The following is a 21301-nucleotide window of genomic DNA, read 5'->3' on the forward strand; positions in this document are numbered from 1 at the left end:
TTTACCAACCATTTAGGGTAAAATAATACCGAGCATAAAATCCAACTACGGAAGTGGTGATGCCCCATGTCAACGAGCAGCAAACCGAATAGATTAGCCAAGGAAAAGTCACCGTATCTATTGCAACATGCTTACAATCCGGTAAACTGGTTCCCTTGGTCAGATGAAGCTTTTGAAATTGCTAAGCGTGATAACAAGCCTATTTTCTTGTCGATTGGCTATTCGACTTGTCATTGGTGCCATGTAATGGAGAGAGAATCTTTCGAGGATGAAGAGGTAGCTGAGGTATTAAACCGGGATTACATATCCATTAAAGTGGATCGAGAGGAACGTCCGGATGTGGATCATATCTATATGTCCATCTGCGAGACGATGACCGGGCATGGGGGTTGGCCGCTGACGATTTTGATGACGCCGGATCAGAGGCCTTTTTTTGCGGGTACGTATTTGCCCAAGGAGCAGAAGTTTGGGCGTGTCGGACTTTTGGATTTGCTAAGTAAGGTGGGAATCCGCTGGAAAGAACAGCCGGATGAGCTGATGGAGCTGAGTGAGCAGGTGCTTACCGAGCATGAACGACAGGATTTGCTTGCAGGTTATCGCGGAGAACTGGATGAGCAGTGCTTGAATAAAGCTTTCCATGAATACAGTCACACCTTCGATCATGAATATGGTGGCTTCGGAGAAGCGCCGAAGTTTCCCTCTCCACATAACTTGTCTTTTCTGCTGCGATATGCACAACATACGGGGAATCAACAGGCATTGGAAATGGTAGAGAAGACGCTGGATGCGATGTCACGGGGCGGAATCTACGACCATGTAGGCATGGGATTCTCAAGGTACTCAGTGGACGAGAAATGGTTGGTGCCGCATTTTGAAAAAATGCTGTATGACAACGCTTTGTTGGCCATCACGTATACAGAGGCTTGGCAGGTGACAGGCAAGAGACTGTATCGACAAATCACTGAACAAATTTTTACATATATCGCAAGAGACATGACGGATGTAGGTGGCGCCTTTTATTCGGCAGAGGACGCGGATTCTGAAGGAGAAGAGGGTAGATTTTACGTCTGGAGCGACTCCGAGATAAAGTCTGTACTGGGCGATGAGGATGCCGCTTTTTTCAACGATTTGTACGGAATCACACCTTACGGTAATTTTGAAGGCCACAATATTCCAAACCTGATTGATATCAATCTGGAAGCCTATGCGAACAAGCATGACTTGACCGAGCCAGAGCTAGAGCAGCGGGTCAGTGAGCTACGGGCCAAGCTGTTTACTGCTAGGGAGCAGCGGGTTCATCCTCAAAAGGATGACAAGATTTTGACCTCGTGGAACGGGTTGATGATTGCTGCTTTGGCCAAGGCGGGGCAAGCTTTTGGAGATACCAGATATACTGAGCAAGCTCGAAAGGCAGAGACGTTCTTGTGGAACCATTTGAGACGGGGGGATGGACGCCTATTGGCACGGTATCGGGACGGTCAGGCAGCTTACCCCGGCTATGTAGATGATTATGCTTTTTATGTGTGGGGCTTGATCGAGTTGTACCAGACGACCTTTGATGTGCAATATCTACGGCGGGCACTGACGCTTAATCAGAATATGATTGATCTGTTTTGGGATGAAGAACGGGACGGATTATTCTTTACCGGATCAGATAGCGAACAATTGATATCCAGACCCAAAGAAATTTATGATGGTGCGATTCCGTCAGGTAACAGCATTGCGGCCCATAATTTTGTGCGGCTTGCGCGGCTAACGGGGGAAACTCGATTGGAAGACTATGCAGCCAAGCAGTTTAAGGCTTTTGGCGGGATGGTTGCTCATTACCCCTCAGGCTACTCAGCGCTGCTCAGCGCGTTGTTGTATGCGACGGGAAAGACGAAAGAGATTGTGATTGTGGGTCAAAGGGATGATCCGCAGACTGCCCAGTTCGTTCAGGTGGTTCAAGCTGGTTTTAGGCCGGATATGGTTGTTATTTTTAAGGATAAAGGACAGCCGGAGATTGCAGAATTAGCTCCTTATATCCATGATTACGATCTTGTGAATGGCAAACCAGCCGTATATGTGTGTGAGCATTTTGCTTGTCAGGCACCGGTCACCCATATCGACGATTTTAAGGCTTTGCTGGATAGAATGGAATAAAGCATATTTAATCCCCTTGCGGGTGTAGCATATGGTGATTTCGATAAATGACCTTATGTGTGCCACCTTCAAGGGGATTATTTTATGTAAAGAGGTAGGTATAGTGTGGGGAAACTAACATTTTCTTAACATCTACATTGCATTTTTTTTAATAATTTTTAGGTATATTATATCAAAGAACCGGTTCCGTTCAGCCTTGTGGCGCTCAAAAATAAGTACATATACCTATTCGACTAGCGTGTTTATATTTTTTTATATCGAAGCATCTCAGCAAGAGATGTGAAAAAACGTGAGAGAGAATCTGTCGGGTGACTGTCATCATCGACAAGATTTAAGCGGTTCACCATAGGTTACAAAATTCAGGCGATGAAATGGAGATGCTTAGTAATGAAGAAGTTTTCAGGAAGAAAATGGAAGGTATCGAGGATACTCAGTAAAAATTTTAAAACAAAGCTAATGGTGGCCTTTATTGCATTTTTGATCATACCATCCATGATCGTGGGTGCTCTGTCGTTTGTGAGCGCTAGTCAGCAGATTCGAAACCAGATTGAAGAGAGCGCCGAGCAGGCTATAATCCGTACAAATTTTATCATTGATAGTACCATTGAACCCAAGATCCATGATGCAGAATATTTTGCAGAAAGACTAAAAGGCAATCGGATCGAGACGGAGGAACAAGCGGCTAAACTGGAAGAGTTGTTTAAACAGTATGCTGCACTTCACCCAGAAGCAGAATCCATCTATTATGGTACGAAAGACGCTAAAATTACAACCTATCCACAAAAGCAATTACCCGATAATTATGATCCACGTATCAGACCTTGGTACGATGAAGCGATAAAGGGACCAACAAAGACAGTAATTAGTTCACCTTATCTTTCGGCAGATTCAAAGCAGATGACGGTTACAGTGTCGAGAGCAACGACAGATGGATCGGGCGTTATTGGCATTGACCTGAAAATTAGTGGTATTAAAGATACATTGAACAATATTAAAGTAGGCCATGAGGGTTATGCCATATTGCTGGATAGCAACCATACTTACATTGTTCATCCAACGAAGACAGCAGGCACCAAAATTACAGATATTGAATCACGCATGTTTCAAAGCGATACTGGTGAATACGAATATGAATATGAAGGTCAGCTCAAATATATGAACTATGCGACCAATAAGCTGACAGGCTGGAAGATAGGCGGAACGCTTTATTTATCTGAAGTCGATGAAGCAGCTCAGCCGATTTTGATCAGCACTTTGCTTACCATTGTTGGTTGTCTTGTGATTGGTGTTATCATTGTTTATTTCCTGATCCGTTCCATCATTAAACCGATTTTAAAACTTAAAGAACAGGCGGAAAATGTGAGTGCCGGGGATCTGACACAGGACATTCAAGTCATGAGCAAAGACGAAATTGGACAATTAGGAGTAGCTTTTCAGAATATGCAGAACAACTTGCGATCTGTTATTCAGAATGTAGGAAACAGTGCAAATCACGTCGCTCTTTCCTCGAATGAGCTGACGATAAGCGCGGAACAAACCAGCGCTGCAAGTGAGCAGGTGTCCCAAGCCGTGCAAGAAATTGCTAGCGGTGCGGAGAAGCAGACTATGGGGCTGGAAAATAACTCGGTGGCACTGGATGAAATAGCACATGGAATCACTCGAATCGCTGAACGCTCGACTTCAGTAGCGGATCTGGCCAGACAATCTGCCTTGCAAGCTGAGGAAGGACGAAAATCTGTAGAGCAGACAGGCGAGCAGATGAATTCCATTCACGAGTCAGTAGAGCGTTCCAACCGGATGATTCAAACCTTGCAAGCCCGCTCTCATGAAATTGGAGAAATTACGAAGGTCATTGGCGATATCTCCAATCAGACGAACCTGTTGGCGTTGAATGCAGCTATTGAGGCAGCTAGAGCAGGTGATCATGGTAAAGGCTTTGCCATCGTCGCGGATGAGGTGCGTAAGCTGGCAGAACAGTCTCAGAGTTCTGCCACCCAGATTGCCAACTTGATTGGCGAAATTCAACATGAAACCGAAACTACGGTGGAGACGATGGATAGGGTTACGACTGAGGTGAAGGATGGGCTACAGATTTCCAAAGCGACCATTGTGAAGCTGAATCATGCGATGGAAGGCATTCGAGAGACCACGCCTCAGGTAGAGGAGGTTGCTTCGATAGCCCAGCAAATCTCAGCCAGTGTACAAGAGATTGCAGCGACAGCCAATGAGCTGGCGACGATTGCAACCGGTAATGCCGCTACATCTGAAGAAGTGGCCGCCTCCTCAGAAGAGCAATTGGCTTCCATGGAGGAAATTTCAGCCTCTGCTCAATTGCTTTCCAATATGGCTGCTGATTTGAAGGTGATGATCAGTCGTTTCAAATATTAAAACGAGCTTGAACCTTATGGAATCTATAGTACAATGAATGCTCGGGACAGTTCTTTAAGCCTAATGGCATAAGGAATCTGTCCTGAGTTTTTTTATATTTCCGATACAGCTTTTCGCAACGTATGGGAGATTACAAGGAGGACGAACACTTGGTTCGAGATTTGTTGCTATATACGATCGTGATATTATTATTAGTTTTGATTTTTCAGCGTCAGCTCATTCGTCAGGCGATCACGGGCGTCTTATACGGGCTGGCAGGAGTTCTGTTCTTATATTTTGGCATAAGTGGTGGAACACTGCTGACCTGCGGGTTGGAAATAGGGATTGGTCTATTGTTCATGACTCTGTTTGGGCAGGCTCTAATCCCCGCCAGGTATACAAATGGACAGCGTTCGATTGACAAAAATCATGATCTGCTAACTTTACTTCGAGTTCAACCTGGCTTTACCTTCAGGCTGGAGAAAAGGGGGGATGAATTTTATTATATGCTGCTTGATGGTGAATTGCTGGAGCGCATGGGTCTGAATCTGCAAGTCAATTTCAATAAATGGGAGCATGTGAAACGTATCGGGGATATTTTGGAGCTTTCCTTTGAAACACTAGAGCAGCTTTCCGAATACTACAAACAGGCTTGGTTCGGTGATCGGACCGTATTTGAATTGGAGTTTTGGGAATATTCAGCTTTAATTACCTTGCATCCTGTCAGGGACGAGGGACTCACCAGATATGTCATCGGTCATGTATTGGATATTACGGAGTATAAAGCTTCCGAGCAGAAAAGAAAGGAGATGAGTGAATCTAACCATGCAAAAAGTATTTTTCTAGCTCATATGAGCCACGAAATTCGAACGCCGCTGAATGGCATCATTGGCCTCTCAAAGCTGTTGAGTAAGACTCAACTGACTGACGTTCAGAATGATTACCTCCATAAGCTGCTCGCCTCCTCGCGTACTCTTTTGTCCATGCTCAATAATGTCTTGGATTTTTCTAAAATGGAGGCCCGTAAGGTAGAACTGGAAAAGGCGGAATTTGAGCTGGAACACATGCTTCGGCATCTCGCAGATACCGTTGGGATTTTGCTGGAACATAAAAAAGTAGAGATCGTTTTCATAGCGGACCCGAAATTACCGAAAAGGTTCAAGGGAGATCCGCTTCGAATGGAACAGGTGCTTTTAAATCTTCTGACCAACGCCATTAAGTTCACGGACCAGGGACATGTATTGTTACAGGTAAAAATGGTAAGCCAGCAGGACGGACGAGTGAGTGTCTCTTTTATGGTAGAAGATACGGGCATAGGCATTTCCAAGACCGGAATGGACAAGCTATTCGTCCCTTTTACGCAAGTGAGTACATCAACCCACAGATATGGGGGTTCCGGGCTGGGTTTGGCTATTAGCAAACAATTGGCTGAAGCTATGGGCGGTAGCGTAGAAGTGAAAAGCTGTTTAGGAGAGTATAGTCAATTTTACTTTAATGTGGAGCTTGAAATAGGGGATTTTAATGCGAGAAGCACACAGCTGGAAAAACCAGTAAACGGCAAAGCCTTAATCATTGCACAGCATGAACTGGTGAGCCACAGCCTGAACGAACTACTGCAAGATTTGGGGCTACAAACACTCACCGTTTCATCCTTACAGGAATATTCAGACGCTTTTCAAAAGGGTGAACATTTTGATTTGGTTATGATTGATATGGGGATGGAAGACTTTAGAGAGCTTGAATCACGCAGGCATTGGCTTCATATACTGGATAAGCAAATGACTCAGGTCATTGGGCTTACAACCGTGTTCCAGTTGGAAGAAGTAGCCGCTGAAGCTACAGAGCAGGGGGTAGATGCCTTTTTGTCTAAGCCAGTAACCCGGAGCGCTCTTCTGGAGGTGCTCCGCTTGAGACCTGAGCAGGAAAAGCCAGTGTCTGTAGATAATCATAGTCTGGAAGCTGTTGCAACAATGGACCTCCAGTATGAAGTTGGGGTCTCAACACATAAATATCAAATCCTCATAGCAGAGGATAACGAGATTAGCCAAGTAGTGATCACTGAGTTTTTGGCAGAGCGTGGTTTTGAGGTAACGATAGTCACAAATGGAAGAGAAGTTATAGAATTACTGGAGCGGTGCTCATGGGATATGGTGCTGCTTGATCTGCATATGCCGGAAATGGATGGTTTTGAGACGGCCAGACATATTCGAAGAAACAGAGCTTTTAACAGACTCCCCATTATCGCTTTTACCGCGGATGCTGTGCAGCCTGAGCAGGAGGTTTGTCTTCGTGCAGGCATTAATGATGTGCTGCTCAAGCCTGTACATGAATTAACCGCAACAAGAATGTTAAATAGCTGGATTCATTTAGCTTGGCTGCAAGAATTACATGGTATTCACGCGGAGAAAGCGATAGCCGGTATGGATGGCAAGGTGTATATTTTTCAATTTGCCCTACATAAATGGATACAGGAATACCAGTATCTTGATAGAAGAGTTGTGAGAAAAATGGACAATGGTCAGTTATCTTCTGCTCTTCGATTAATTCACTCGCTGAAGGGAGGAACGGGGAATCTGTGCGCGACTGAGCTGCTGGCAAAGGTGATAAAGCTGGAGAAAGCATTGAAGCGCAGCAATGAAACCTCAGGGGGAGAGCTGTATCCAGACTGGAGAGAGCAACTGAGTAGGGTTCAAAAGGAGATTAATCAAATTAAATCATCCATTCCCTGGATCTAGCTGCGTTATTGCATAAATTTGTAACCGATTCCCCAAATGGTCTTAATCAATTGCGGTTTCTTGGGGTCTTTTTCGATCTTTCTACGTAAATGGTTAATATGTACGTCCACTGCCCTCTCATTAATAAAGGAGTCTGTGCCACGGAGAGCCTGAATCAAGGCATATCTACTAAATACAATTCCTCGGTTCGTATAAAAGAGCTTCATTAGCTCAAATTCCGAATAGGTCATCTCTACCATCTGACCATTAACGGTAACCATTCTTCTCGCCAGATCCAAAGTAATGCCTGTTTCAGGTTCAGCTACAGGTGAAATGCCTCTTCCTTGCAAGCGTGTGATTTTGATCCGACGGAAAAGAGCTTCGATCCGTGCTTTGAGCTCTTGCATACTAAAAGGCTTGCAAATATAATCATCTGCTCCCAACGTAAGTGTACGAATGCGCTCTGAAATGTCGTTTTCTGTAGAAATCACGATGATTGGTACGTCCGTATGCTTGCGTATCAGTGGGCAGGGATTCACGCCATCCAAATCTGGAAGCAACAGATCTAGTAAAATAATATCGGGCTGTACCCTATCGAGTCGGGCAATACCCTCAGTCGCTTGTTCCACTCGTGTAACGTGGTAGCCTTCCCCTGTTAAATATAAGGAGAGAGTGTCACCCAGCATATTATCATCTTCAATAATCAAAACATTAGACATGATGTGTTTCCTTATCTATTTTTAAATTTAGCAAGTTCTTTTGATAGAGTAAACTCCTTTGGTCAGTCTGTCAAAAGCTCAGCTTTATTATGGAAATCCAGTCTCCGGACGATCTAGATATATATCTATTTGATATGAAAATGTACTATTTTTGAGATTTATTACTATATTACGTCATATTTCATATTTATTTAACAATATACTGCAAGGAAATGTCCTAAAATTACAATAAATTAACAAAAGATCTCAGAAACATGCATTGACTTTAATGAAAATTATGGTATTTTATTACATAGGAGTTGACATCCTCTGACAGACCTCTTAGAAAACCCCACTATTTAATCTTCTATTCATCTTACTCTCAATGTGCATCTCTGTTGTATTCTTTTGTACTCTATATGTTCTTGTGATCGTACTCAAGATTTTATGGTGTGGATATCCCATTGTGAATTCAGACTGTCTACTCATTTTAGATTACATATTTACACTTTTTTTTGCTTTCCATGCTTGTATTTTTCAAAAATCAGGTCAGCGGGAGGACGAATATTTATGAACACATTCGAAACACTGGAGTCCAATGTAAGGTCTTATTGCAGGAGTTTTCCAGTTGTTTTCAACAAAGCGAAAAACGATGTTTTGTACACGGAGGCAGGAGAGGGATATATTGACTTTTTCGCCGGTGCAGGGGCTCTAAATTATGGGCACAATAATGACTTTATGAAAAACCGGTTACTAGATTATTTAACCTCCGATCGGATCATGCATGGTCTGGATATGTACACCACGGCCAAGCAAGAGTTTATAGAGTCTTTTTCCGAGCGTATTCTCCGGCCTAAGGGCTTGAATTATAAGCTTCAATTTTGCGGACCGACGGGAACCAATGCAGTGGAAGCAGCACTGAAACTTGCGCGTAAGGTAAAAAAAAGAAATGGTGTTTTTGCTTTTATGGGCGCGTTCCACGGTATGTCGCTCGGTAGTTTATCGATTACCAGCAATAACTCCATGCGAGAGAGCGCAGGAGTCCCACTGAATAATGTTACCTTTATACCTTATAACAGCACATTTAACGGAATGGATACCATTTTGTACATGGAACAGCTTTTAACAGACACTCATTCCGGTGTGGAGAAGCCTGCTGCGATTATTTTGGAAACGATACAGGCTGAAGGCGGTATTAATATTGCAGATAACGAATGGCTGCGTGATTTGCGACAGCTTTGCGATGATCATGATATCTTGCTCATTGCTGACGATATTCAGGTCGGTTGCGGCCGAGTTGGTTCGTTCTTCTCGTTTGAGCGAGCAGGCATTGTGCCTGATATGGTTGTCTTGTCCAAGTCGATCAGTGGATACGGTCTGCCAATGTCCTTGTTGCTGCTTAAGCCAGAACTGGATATTTGGAGTCCTGGTGAACATAACGGCACCTTCCGTGGAAATCAGCTAGCGTTTGTCGGAGCAAAGGCGGCGCTGGAGTTCAGAGACACGGTTGGGTTGGAAGCCCAAGTGAAGGAAAAAGAAGCTTTTGTTCAGCAGTTCTTGCGTGAACATATCCAAACAATGGATCCACTTATTGAAATTCGCGGCTTGGGACTGATCTGGGGAATTGATGTGACCCATCTGGGAGAAGCTTTCGCCAAGGAGGTTGCAACTCTCTGCTTTAGTAAGGGGCTTATTATTGAGCGAGCTGGGCGTAACGATACGGTACTTAAAATTATGCCAGCGTTAACGATAAGTATGGAGAACTTGAGCAAGGGCTGCAATATTATTAAAGAAAGCATGGCTCAGGTAACCAGCAACTTGGTTACGCTGTAAATGTAATTCTATCAGCAAAGCCCCTTGGTTGGAGCCAACGTCTGCTGTAGGGCAAGCAGGTGTGGGCACCTTCCAAGGGGTATTTTGTGTAAATTAAGAAATAACCGCCTGCACGTATTTTTGTGCAGATTGCTCCAACTGCTCATCTGTCAAAACTCCGGCACCATACTGCACGAAATAAGGGAGCAATTTGACACCAATCAGAAGGCCTGTAGCTTCAAAAGGTCTCAACAGCTCTTCGATCGTATATCTGTTTCGTCCGTCATGTTGATAGTTTTCCTCCACGCTAGCAGCAGACAAGGCGATCAACAACTCTTTGCCCTGTAGCTTGTCACCTTCGCTTCCATAAGCCCAGCCGTAGGTTAAAACCTTATCCAGCCATTTTTTCAGCAGGGGAGGACTGCTATACCAGTAAAAAGGGAATTGCAGAACGATACGATCATGCTGCTCTAGCAGTTTTTGCTCATGGGCAACGTTGATTTGCTCATCCGGATATACTTCATACAGGTTGTGAACGGTCACACTGGATTGCTTCTTGAGTTCTTGCATCCATCTTTTGTTAACGCGAGACTCTGCAAGATCAGGGTGAACAACAATAACGAGTGTTGACATGTAAAACCATCTCCTTAAAGCTTATTTTTCGTAAGTAAATAACCATTCCGCGTGTAACCATTTTAGTTTGCAATCCATAAAATTGTCAACTCTTCTCAATTTTAAGTTTCTACATACAAAAAAACTCCGACAACTATATGCCGGAGTTGCATTAAATGCATTTTTACATTAAGCGATATGGTTAAGAGCAACAATTTTATTTTTACCGGAGCGCTTGGCTTGATACAAATAGTCGTCTGTCTCCTGGAAAAATACATCTTTGTCTTTGTTCATATCCTCGGTATAGCTTTTTAATCCAATGCTTACGGTTACAGAAACGATTTGCATTTTCTCCTGAAAGGTCATTTTCTCCACTTCACGCCGAATGTTCTCTACAATCTGATAAGCTTCCTCAAAAGTATGCTCGAACATCAAAATAGCAAACTCCTCACCGCCATAGCGGGCCGGAATGTCATTTGCTGTAATCTGCTCTGTAATAATTTGCGAGATGCCTTCCAAAATTTTATCTCCAAACTGATGCCCGTAAGTGTCATTGATCTTCTTGAAATTATCAATATCCACTAACGCCAGATGGATGATCGCGCCTTGTTCTGCATATTCCAGTGCTTTTTCATAAAAGTTTTGGAAAGACAAATGATTGTATAGCTTCGTTAAACCATCAGTCATGGACATTTTACTAATAATCGCGTTACTGATCATTAATTCCTGCTGAGCACGCTTTGTTTTGTATAAATCCACTAACAAATCGCGGCCGCTGGCCTGAATAATGAGGGCAATAAAGGTGGACATAATCAAAAATGTCGGAATCGCCACGATATCAAAGTCTGACAAATAGCTGCGGAATGATCCATCTATTGCTAGCAATAGAAAGAAGACGATCACTTGCAATACAAAAGAAAGCCATATTAAGCGACGATTGAAGAACAAGATTGAAGAGAAAATAGGCAACAAGCACAACGCTGGAATAATCCGAATGTCATAGTTAAGGCGAATAATCATCCAACAAATGACGGTGCTTGCCATAAACAGAATCACAAAAGAATACCTGTTAAATTTAAAATGTGCCAGTTCTGCAAGTAAGTTGGATCCACTCATGATTAGTGTGGGAACAATAAGGACCCCAACGTAAAATTCATAAGGCGAAGCGGGATAATCAAGGAATAAGTAGCTGCCCAGCTGGACGATAAAATGTACGGTTATAATCATCCAGTAAAGTAATAACATTTTGCGCACCCAGCGGGCTTGCTTTGTTCTGTAATCCATGGTTTGAGTAAGCCGTTTTGTCTTGTTCATGATGTCACCACACTTAATGTATCTATAGCCATTCTCGTATTATAAGATACTATGTGGTGAAGTTGAAGCTAATTTTTTTGAAGGGCACGAACTCGTTAGCCCAGTAACACTTTTACCTGGTGAATAGTTCCATCTCCTGCAACCGGCAGAATATTATTCGTTAGAACAGTGCCATCTACGGTAACTGTAGCTACACCTTTGGAGACGTGCTGTGGATTCGTGATATGAATCACATAGGTGTCGCCTCGGAAGACACGGGTGACTGTGAATTCTCCCCAGGATTTGGGGATGCACGGATCAATACGCAGACCGTCCCATTCCAGCTGAATACCGAGGATGGATTGAGTAATAGCTATAAAATTCCAAGCCGCAGTACCCGTTAGCCAGGAATTTTTGGCTTCACCTTCACGAACCGCATCCTTGCCTGCAATCATTTGAGCATACACATATGGCTCGGTACGATGAATGTCGCTGATGTCCTCTAGATAAGCGGGAGCAATTTTGCTATACAGCTCGAAAGCGCGATCACCGCGTCCTATGACAGCTTCTGCCATCATAATCCAGGGGTTATTGTGACAGAAAATACCTGCATTTTCCTTATACCCAGGAGGGTAAGAAGAGATTTCACCCAGATTAATATAGTAGCGGGAATAAGGCGGATGTTGTAGTACAATGCCGTAGGGAGTTTCCAGCCGATCACGTGTAGAGTCGAGAGCTTTATGAGCCAGGCCTTCTTCAATGCCAATTCCTGCCATTACACAGAAGCCTTGAGGCTCTATGAAAATTTGCCCTTCCTCACAATCCTTGCTCCCTATTTTGTTACCATAATGGTCGTACGCACGCAAGAACCATTCCCCGTCAAACCCATGCTCCAATGTGGCTGTCCGCATACGATCCACATGTCCTTGAGCGGTGACTGCTTCTTCATTCAAACCTCTGCGCTTGCAAAGCTCAATAAAATCCGGTCCAGTATACACGAATAGTCCGGCGATAAACACAGATTCGGCTATGCGGCCCTCCAAATTCTGTGTCGTCTGATAGGACTCATCTGGTGTAGCAGAAAAACAGTTGAGATTCAGACAGTCGTTCCAGTCAGCCCGGCCAATGAGCGGAAGACCATGCGGACCGAGATTGTCTACAACATGATAAAAAGAACGCTTCAAATGTTCAAACAGCGAAGCGGCACGATCTATATTCCCGTCAAAGGGAACTTGTTCCTCCAGTATGCCAAAGTCTCCGGTTTCTTTGATATATGCTGAGGTACCGACAATAAGCCACAGCGGATCGTCGTTAAAGCCACCGCCAACCTCGTGATTTCCTTTTTTGGTTAACGGTTGATACTGATGATATGCCCCGCCATTTTCAAATTGAGTAGAAGCGATGTCGATAATCCGTTCCCTTGCCCGCTCCGGTATTTGGTGGACGAAGCCGAGCAAGTCTTGATTTGAATCCCGAAAACCCATACCACGTCCAATACCGGATTCAAAATACGAAGCCGAACGTGACATATTGAATGTAACCATACATTGATACGGGTTCCATATGTTCACCATTCGGTTCAGCTTGTCATCGTGACTTTGAAGGGTGTACTTAGACAGCAGATTGTTCCAATAACTTCGCAGCTCACTTAACGCACGGTCCACATCGGTTTCATCCGCAAATTGCGCGATCATAGCATGAGCCTGTTTTTTGTTAATAATACCGGGGGACTCCCATTTTTCTTCCTCTGGGTTTTCCACATATCCGAGTACAAAGTTACAGCTTGTTTCTTCGCCCGGCTCCAGTGTAATCTCAATGCAATGCGATCCGATAGGGGACCAGCCGCTGGCTATCGAGTTAGACGCTTGCCCTGCGGTGATGGTGTGGGGCTGATCCAGTCCGTTGTAGAGACCCAAAAAAGCTTCACGGTCTGTGTCATAGCCCGCCAGCGGACGATTCGCAGAGAAAAAAGCATAATGATTGCGGCGCTCACGGTATTCTGTCTTGTGATAAATGACAGAGTCCTGTATTTCAACTTCGCCTGTGTTCAAGTTACGCTGAAAATTGGTCATATCGTCATAGGCGTTCCACAGGCAAAATTCGACGAATGAAAAGAGTTTGATCTTTTTAGTTTGTAACGATGTGTTCTGAAGCTTGACCTGGTGGACCTCGCCGTCAAAAGATAGGGGCACAAAAGCTAGTTGCGTAGCCCGAATCCCTCTGCGTTCCCCCATAATTGAGGTATATCCAAGTCCATGACGACATTCATACTGCTCCAGCTCCCTTTTAACCGGCATCCAGCCCGGAGTCCAATAATCTCCATCAGCATAAATATAAAAATAGCGACCACCGTTATCGACAGGAATATTGTTGTACCGGTAACGTGTTAAGCGACGTAAGCGAGCATCTCGATAAAATGCATAGCCGCCGCCTGTATTGGAGATGAGTCCAAAAAATCGTTCATTACCTAAATAATTAATCCAGGGATACGGAGTTTGAGGGGTGGTGATGACATATTCTTGGTTGGCATCATCGAAGAAACCATACTTCATGGCGCAGGACTCCTCTCAAATTGGAAAAATAAAAGACCCAACACATGATTATATTCAAACATACAGCAGTTCTTCCTTAAGAAAGACATTTCCTGCTTTATGCAAAATGTGCTTGAATTCGTCAACCCTCTTTTTCGAATTTGCAAAATATTTGAAATGGGTAAATATACCTTTTTGTGCTAAAATAAAAAAGTTAGAATTCCGCAACACAGGAGGTTGCAAGAATGGTACCTATCACATTATTTTTCATCCCATATGCAGGCGGATCGGCATCAGTCAGCTTCAAATGGAAAAAGCTGCTGCTTCCACAGATTAAACTTGTCCCTTTGGAATTGGCGGGCAGAGGTATTCGTTCTGGGGAACCGCTTAAGGATAGTATTGAGGAGATGAGCAAGGATCTGCTGCATCAAATCAGCCATGAGTTAGCCCCTGGTGATCCTTATGCCATATACGGTCACAGCATGGGTACGATGATTGCATTCGAGCTGTATTATAAGCTGGTGGCTGGAGGATATGGCCAGCCGGCTCATCTATTTGTTTCGGGTGGACGGGCACCGCATATCCCAAGAAATCTCCCGTGGTTACATGATCTGCCTGCAGATCAATTCAGAACGCATTTGCAGAGGTATGGTCAACTTTCGGAAGCCATTTTTGACAATCAGGAATTGTATGACTATTTTATGCCAGTATTAAGAGCAGATTTCAAAGCAGTCGAGATGTATAAGTATATGAGCAAAGCCACGCCTTTACATTGCCCTATCACCGCCTTGACAGGACTGACTGATAACACGGTGGCCCTACAAGATGCAGAGGCGTGGGCACAGCATACGGATCAGCAATTTCGTGTGTTTACCTTTGAGGGAGGACACTTCTTTATTCATGATGAAGTAGAACGAATTACAGAAATCATCAATGAGTCCTTGGAGCTGAGTACGGCGATTAGTAGAATACAAAAATAAAAAGAGGTGATTTTTAGTGACAGTAGGTGTATTGGCACATTTGTTTGGCAAGTTGCCTTATCGCGAGTTGGCTGCAAAGGTAGGTGAAGCGGGCTTTACTCATGTTCAGCTCGCTCCGTGGAGAGCGATCAGTGATGTCGATTTTAATAAACCAGGCAAGTTCAATCCTGGATTGGCATTGTCTATCGCTGAGGAATTTCGTAAGCACGGAGTATCCATATCAGTGCTCGGGTGCTATTTGCATTTTTTCGTACAGGATGAGGAATTGTTACGTGAAAATGTAGAGCGGTTCAAAGAGCTGATCCGATACGCAAGTCTGTTAGGAGCACCAATGGTTGCAGCTGAAGTCGGACGCAATGAGGATGGGACCCCTTATTCGGAGCGAGACTGGAGAGTTGTAAAAGAAGTTGTGCGAGAATTAGCAGATGAGGCGGAGAAATGGGGGGTATTCGTAGGATTGGAGGCTGCTAACGATCATTTGGTCGGAACAGCAGCAGAGCTAGCTACCTTTCTGGAGGAAGTACCGTCTTCACACATTGGTGTTGTGATTGATCCGGGTAATTTGCTAAAAACGGAAAACCTGGCGCGACAGGATGAGATCATCCGCGAAGCTTTTCAGCTGCTTGGACCTCGGATTATCGCAGCACATGCCAAAGACCGACGTTTGTCATCATCAGGTGAGATCGAGACCGTACCGCCGGGTTTTGGTGACATGAACTATGCTCTATATATGGAACTGCTGGAGCAGTACAAGCCAGGGGTCCATATTATTATGGAAGCTGCTCAGGAGCATGAAATGGCTCAATCCAAACGCTATATCGAAGGTCATCGGATCGCGGCTCAGAAAGCACAGCAAGTGCAAATGAAATCATAGACGCGTTCATATTCATCAATAATTCGACCATGATTCAGGAGACTTGGAAGCGCCTACTTTTCCAAGTCTCTGTTTATTTGTTTAGCCTTGTATTACCGCCACAATCACAATGACCCAGCTTGCCAAAAAAGCCAGCCCGCCAATTGGGGTGACGGCTCCAAGCTTTTTCACACCAGACACACTAAGAACATACAGACTGCCGGAAAACAGAAGAATGCCTACCAGCATAACCCAACCTGCGGTTACAATAAGAGAAGAATGGGCAAGGTTGCCTGCAAGAACTCCCAGCAGCAACAAACCCAAACCGTGAGCAATTTGATACTGAATTCCTGTCTGGAATATGCTCATCATGTCTGCGGAAAGTCTTTTTTTCAACGCATGCGCCCCGAATGCTCCCAGAGCTACAGCTAAAAACATCACAATACAGCCAAGCAACAGCAACACTTTCATGTTTTAACGCCTCCTTGTGAAATAGTACCGATTCCTATCGATTTCGTCAATTTTCCTTGTGCAACTCTAAACATATAGAATTTTTCGACTCTCATTTGGCGACTAGTGTGGTATATTCTTGCCAGGGCCAATGTGAAGCATTTGGAGCTATGGACAGCGTGTCCTCCACCTTTATAACGGGAAAGTGAGGTGATGGCGCTGTCTTTTTGTGCTGTCGTTTTTCGGAACCAAATTTTAAGTAAAGCCAATATTGATAATGGAGAGGATGAATGCAAAAGTGATCAGTAGAAAATCTGTGTTCAGAAAATCTGTCTCTATGGTCATGTCAGCCATTTTGGTACTTCCGTTAAGCTTGGGTTTATTTCAGGCCGAACCCGACCGTGCATCAGCCGCAACCCCTGAATCGACACGCTTTCTACAAATGTATAAACAGCTAAAGGACCCGGCCAGCGGTTACTTTTCAAAAGAAGGTATCCCTTATCATTCCGTTGAAACACTCATGAGCGAGGCTCCTGACTATGGACACTTAACGACCTCGGAAGCGTACAGCTATTGGATGTGGCTGGAAGTTCTCTATGGTCATTATACCGGGGATTGGGGTCATTTGGAATCGGCATGGGACAACATGGAGAAATATATCATTCCTGTTAATGAGGGTGACGGTAAGGAAGAGCAACCTACAATGAGCAACTATAACCCGAACAGCCCTGCCACTTATGCCGCAGAATATCCGCAGCCGGATCAGTACCCAAGCCGTCTGAGTGGTCAGTATGGTGCTGGCAAGGACCCGCTGGACTCTGAGCTGAAGGCAACCTATGGCAACAACCAGACCTACCTGATGCATTGGCTGCTGGATGTAGACAATTGGTACGGTTTTGGCAATCTGCTGAACCCGTCACATCAGGCCACCTATGTGAACACCTTCCAGCGTGGGGAACAGGAATCGGTCTGGGAGGCCGTACCGCATCCATCGCAGGATAATCACAAGTTTGGCAAGCCTAATGAAGGCTTCATGAGCCTGTTCACCAAGGAAAATAATGCTCCTGCACAGCAATGGCGCTACACGAATGCCACGGATGCGGACGCACGGGCGGTTCAAGCCATGTACTGGGCAAAAGAACTCGGTTATGACAACCAGGTATATTTGGACAAAGCGAAAAAGATGGGAGACTTCTTGCGTTACGGCATGTACGATAAATACTTCCAGAAAGTAGGAAGCGCTTCCAATGGAAGTCCGATTGCTGGCACGGGCAAGGATGCCAGTCTTTATCTAATGGCATGGTATACGGCTTGGGGCGGCGGACTGGGCCAAAGCGGCAACTGGGCTTGGCGGATTGGTGCCAGCCATGCGCATCAGGGCTACCAGAATGTCGTTGCTGCATATGCATTATCGGATAAGGATAGCGGATTGATCCCAAATTCACCTACGGCTGGACAGGATTGGGCGACCTCGCTCAAGCGCCAATTGGAATTTTACACTTGGCTGCAATCTGATGAGGGGGCCATTGCAGGTGGAGCAACGAATAGCTGGGATGGTGCCTACAAGGCGTATCCATCTGGTACAAGCACTTTTTATGGCATGGCTTATACAGGGGCTCCTGTATATCAAGATCCACCGTCCAACAACTGGTTTGGCATGCAGGCTTGGCCTGTCGAGCGGATTGCGGAGCTGTACTATATTTTGGCCAAGAAAGGTAACACTTCGTCGGAGCAGTTTAAAATGGCTAAACAAGTGACGGAAAACTGGATCGCTTGGTCCAAGAGCTATGTATTTGCCAACGAACGGCCTGTAACTGATGCGCAGGGTTACTATTTGGATGCACAAGGCAAGCGTATTCTGGGTGGCAAAAATCCGAAGGTAGCCACTACAGCGGCTAAAGGTGAGTTCTGGCTGCCGAGCAATCTGGAATGGAGTGGAAAGCCTGAAACCTGGAGCGGATTTGCCAATCATAAAGGAAATGCCAATCTTCATGTCGTAACCAAAAATCCAGGACAGGATGCAGGAGTGCTGGGCAGTTATGTGAAGGCGCTTACCTTCTTTGCTGCCGGAACAAAAGCTGAAAAAGGAGACTACACCGAGTTAGGCAAGGAAGCCAAAGATCTGTCCAAAGCCTTGCTTGATGCAGCATGGGGCTATAACGACGGCATAGGAATTACAACGAAGGAAGCACGTGAGGATTATTATCGTTATTTTACTAAAGAAGTATATATCCCGAGCGGATGGAGTGGTAAGACTGGGCAAGGCAACACGATCCCAGGCACAGAAGCTACACCGTCTGATCCGTCCAAGGGAGGGAATGGTACGTATTCCAGCTATAGCGACATCCGCCCTAATATCACTAAAGATCCGCAATGGTCCTATCTTAAAGACAAATACACGACTTCATGGAACAAACAGACCAAAAAATGGGATAAAGGTGCGCCAGAATTTACGTATCACCGTTTCTGGTCCCAAGTAGATATGGCAACTGCTTATGCAGAGTATGACCGTCTGATTAATGGTAGTGGACCAGCCGAACCTACAGCTCCCAAAGCTCCGGCAAATGTAAAGGCGAGTGCAGGAGATGCACAAGTTACACTAACCTGGAGCAAAGCGACAGGTGCTGATAGCTACACGGTTAAGCGCTCCACAACCAGTGGTGCCCGTATACCACGGTAGCAACGGTAACTGACGCCACTTATAAGGATACAGGGGTGGTGAATGAAACCACTTATTATTATGTAGCAAGTGCAACAAATTCCTTAGGAACCAGCCCGGATTCTGCTGAGGTCAGCGCCAAGCCAACAGCAGCCCCGATTCCGGCGAAGGGAGATGTAATTGCCCAATACCGTGTGGGCGACACCAACCCGGGAGATAACCAGATTCGACCACTCTTCCGTGTCGTAAACAAGGGTAAAGAGGCTCTTGATCTGAAAAACGTAAAGCTGAGATACTACTATACTGTAGATGGCGATAAGGGGCAGGAGTTTCACTGTGATTATGCACAATTGGGCAGCGGCAATGTTCAGGGACGGTTTGTGAAACTGGATAAGGCCGTAACTGGGGCAGATTATTATTTGGAGATCTCCTTTGGAGCCGGTGCGGGAAGTCTGGCAGCAGGGGAAAACACGGGGGATATTCAGATTCGCATGAACAAGACGGATTGGAGCAACTATAACGAAAGTGACGATTTTTCCTATGATGCAACCAAGACCTCTTATACAGATTGGGACAAAACACCTTTGTATATAAACGACAAACGTGTCTGGGGTCTGGAGCCTTGATTGTGAACTAAATGTTGAGCAAGGCGGGCGGAACGTGAGTGTGTCTGAATTCACTTCCGTCCGTTTTTTTGTGATCAAATTCATGGTACACTAAGAACGTTACATCATTACATATCTGACCGAGGTGACCTAAGACATGAATGACAATTTGGCACAGGCTCTGAATGAGCAAATGAACTTTGAATTTTACTCCGCTCACGTATATCTGGCGATGGCTGCATATTGCTCTAGTGAAAGTCTGGATGGGTTTGCAAACTTCTTCCTGGTACAAGCAGAGGAGGAACGGTTTCATGCCATGAAACTGTATAGATACATTAACGACCGTCGAGGACGCGCTACATTGGCAGCATTACCGGAGCCCAAAAATAGCTACGATTCCATGCTGGACGTATTTGAGCATGGCTACAAGCATGAGCAGCAAAACACACAAAAATTTTATCATTTGGCTGACTTGGCCCTCGATGCACGAGAGCATGCAACGATCCATTTCTTGAAATGGTTTATTGATGAGCAAGTCGAAGAGGAAGCTCTGTTCGATAGTGTTATCCAGAAGCTTAAGCGCATTGAAAGAGACAGCAATGCCTTTTATATGCTGGACAGCGAGTTTGCCAAACGCAGCTTTGTTGCCCCTGCGGAATAACACAGCGTACAGGTTGGTTTGAATGCCCCAGAGACAGGGACAGCATTCTATTGGTCTAGAAAGTAAAGGAGCCCGGCTTTCGGGCTTTTTTGCTTTTATTTGAATTGCAGACTTTCCAACCCTCAAGGGATATTGTTATTTTAAATGAAGGTATAGAAAAAATTAATTTGTCGCTGAATGGTGAGCCATGCTACAGTTATGTTAACTTTCATTTCTGATTAAAAAGATAGGATTAGTTGAAAAAAATTATGCACATTATTACAATACTATAGGGAGGCGGGGAACTATGAGCGAGATCTATCGTCTGGCACGTCAAGAGGATGCAGAAAGATTGCAGTATATAACGTATGAGGCGTATGAAACAATTCGGCAGTTGGAGCTTAAATGGCCTGCCGCTCAGGCAGACGTCGCTCTCATTCAAGAAAACATTAAAAATAATGATTGCTATGTGCTGGAAGTCGATGGTGTCATCCAGGCTACCGTTAGTCATTTAAAAAATAGAGCCCTTAATTTTATAACCGATCTTCCGTTTGTGATGTGGTTTGCCGTAGATCCGGCTGCTCAGGGCAAAGGATATGGAAAAAAACTGCTGAACTGGGTAGAACAAACGATTATTCGTGAACAGGTTGGAGCTCCTGCAGTGACATTAGCCACTGCGGAAAAACATCCCTATTTATTATCCATGTACGAGCGTTGGGGATATGAACGTATCCATGCTTTTGACCATGGAACAGGGGACGGGACGATGCATTTACTGCGTAAAGTAGTTAATCCTGAATTATTCTCCACCTACATCCATGAAAAGAATGAAGCCGAGACTGCTAACCGAAATTAGACACGATCACTGGAGAAGCCTGAGTTCACAGTAGAAATTCCAAAATATCGTCAGGCAGGCTGTGCTTGCAGAGGAACTTGGCTTTAATG

Annotated in this window: 13 protein-coding genes and 1 pseudogene; 9 read left to right on the forward strand and 5 right to left on the reverse strand. The window is 44.8% G+C overall.

Annotation, left to right across the window (positions count from 1 at the left end):
- Positions 1-66 precede the first annotated feature (66 nt).
- The 3 genes from C400_RS0124370 (at position 67) to C400_RS0124380 (ending at position 7244) form a co-directional block, all read left to right on the forward strand.
- On the forward strand, positions 67-2142 hold the full coding sequence (locus C400_RS0124370) for a thioredoxin domain-containing protein (protein WP_017428550.1): 2076 nt from the start codon (positions 67-69) through the stop codon (positions 2140-2142).
- 387 nt (positions 2143-2529) lie between these two features.
- Positions 2530-4530, forward strand: coding sequence for a methyl-accepting chemotaxis protein (locus C400_RS0124375; RefSeq protein ID WP_017428551.1), 2001 nt, complete (start codon positions 2530-2532; stop codon positions 4528-4530).
- A 149-nt stretch (positions 4531-4679) separates the two neighbouring features.
- A complete protein-coding gene (locus C400_RS0124380; protein WP_017428552.1) occupies positions 4680-7244 on the forward strand; it encodes a hybrid sensor histidine kinase/response regulator in 2565 nt (854 codons plus the stop codon).
- A gap of 5 nt (positions 7245-7249) precedes the next feature.
- Here the strand turns inward: C400_RS0124380 and C400_RS0124385 are convergent, their stop codons facing one another.
- On the reverse strand, positions 7250-7942 hold the full coding sequence (locus tag C400_RS0124385; protein WP_016819022.1) for a response regulator transcription factor: 693 nt from the start codon (positions 7940-7942) through the stop codon (positions 7250-7252).
- 549 nt (positions 7943-8491) lie between these two features.
- Between C400_RS0124385 and ectB the strand changes: the two genes are divergently transcribed.
- Entirely contained in the window at positions 8492-9754 is a 1263-nt protein-coding gene (gene ectB, locus C400_RS0124390; RefSeq protein WP_017428553.1) for a diaminobutyrate--2-oxoglutarate transaminase, read from the forward strand.
- Positions 9755-9847: 93 nt separating this feature from the next.
- Here ectB and C400_RS0124395 read toward each other — a convergent pair whose 3' ends face one another.
- From C400_RS0124395 to C400_RS0124405, 3 genes are all read right to left on the reverse strand, one after another.
- Positions 9848-10366, reverse strand: a complete 519-nt coding sequence (locus C400_RS0124395) for an NAD(P)H-dependent oxidoreductase (RefSeq protein ID WP_017428554.1) — start codon at positions 10364-10366, stop codon at positions 9848-9850.
- A gap of 168 nt (positions 10367-10534) precedes the next feature.
- Complete coding sequence (locus C400_RS0124400) at positions 10535-11659, reverse strand: GGDEF domain-containing protein (protein ID WP_017428555.1); 1125 nt, start codon at positions 11657-11659, stop codon at positions 10535-10537.
- Between the two features lie 95 nt (positions 11660-11754).
- A complete protein-coding gene (locus tag C400_RS0124405) occupies positions 11755-14190 on the reverse strand; it encodes a GH36-type glycosyl hydrolase domain-containing protein (RefSeq protein WP_017428556.1) in 2436 nt (811 codons plus the stop codon).
- A gap of 224 nt (positions 14191-14414) precedes the next feature.
- Here C400_RS0124405 and C400_RS0124410 point away from each other — a divergent pair, with 224 nt between their 5' ends.
- Positions 14415-15149 (forward strand): thioesterase II family protein, encoded by a 735-nt coding sequence (locus tag C400_RS0124410; protein WP_017428557.1) that lies wholly within the window; start codon positions 14415-14417, stop codon positions 15147-15149.
- A 16-nt stretch (positions 15150-15165) separates the two neighbouring features.
- Entirely contained in the window at positions 15166-16023 is an 858-nt protein-coding gene (locus tag C400_RS0124415; protein ID WP_017428558.1) for a sugar phosphate isomerase/epimerase family protein, read from the forward strand.
- Between the two features lie 81 nt (positions 16024-16104).
- Here C400_RS0124415 and C400_RS0124420 read toward each other — a convergent pair whose 3' ends face one another.
- Positions 16105-16473, reverse strand: a complete 369-nt coding sequence (locus tag C400_RS0124420) for a DUF423 domain-containing protein (protein ID WP_017428559.1) — start codon at positions 16471-16473, stop codon at positions 16105-16107.
- 316 nt (positions 16474-16789) lie between these two features.
- Between C400_RS0124420 and C400_RS0124430 the strand changes: the two are divergent.
- The 3 genes and pseudogenes from C400_RS0124430 to C400_RS0124440 all read left to right on the forward strand — a co-directional run bounded on the left by C400_RS0124430 (position 16790) and on the right by C400_RS0124440 (position 21212).
- Positions 16790-19737: pseudogene (locus tag C400_RS0124430) on the forward strand (glycoside hydrolase family 48 protein).
- Between the two features lie 136 nt (positions 19738-19873).
- On the forward strand, positions 19874-20377 hold the full coding sequence (locus C400_RS0124435; protein WP_013371107.1) for a ferritin: 504 nt from the start codon (positions 19874-19876) through the stop codon (positions 20375-20377).
- Positions 20378-20663: 286 nt separating this feature from the next.
- Positions 20664-21212: a GNAT family N-acetyltransferase gene (locus C400_RS0124440; protein ID WP_017428561.1), complete on the forward strand. Its 549-nt coding sequence runs from the start codon at positions 20664-20666 to the stop codon at positions 21210-21212.
- The last annotated feature ends 89 nt before the right edge of the window (positions 21213-21301 follow it).

Source organism: Paenibacillus sp. ICGEB2008, assembly GCF_000307675.1.
Classification (GTDB): Bacteria; Bacillota; Bacilli; order Paenibacillales; family Paenibacillaceae; genus Paenibacillus; species Paenibacillus polymyxa.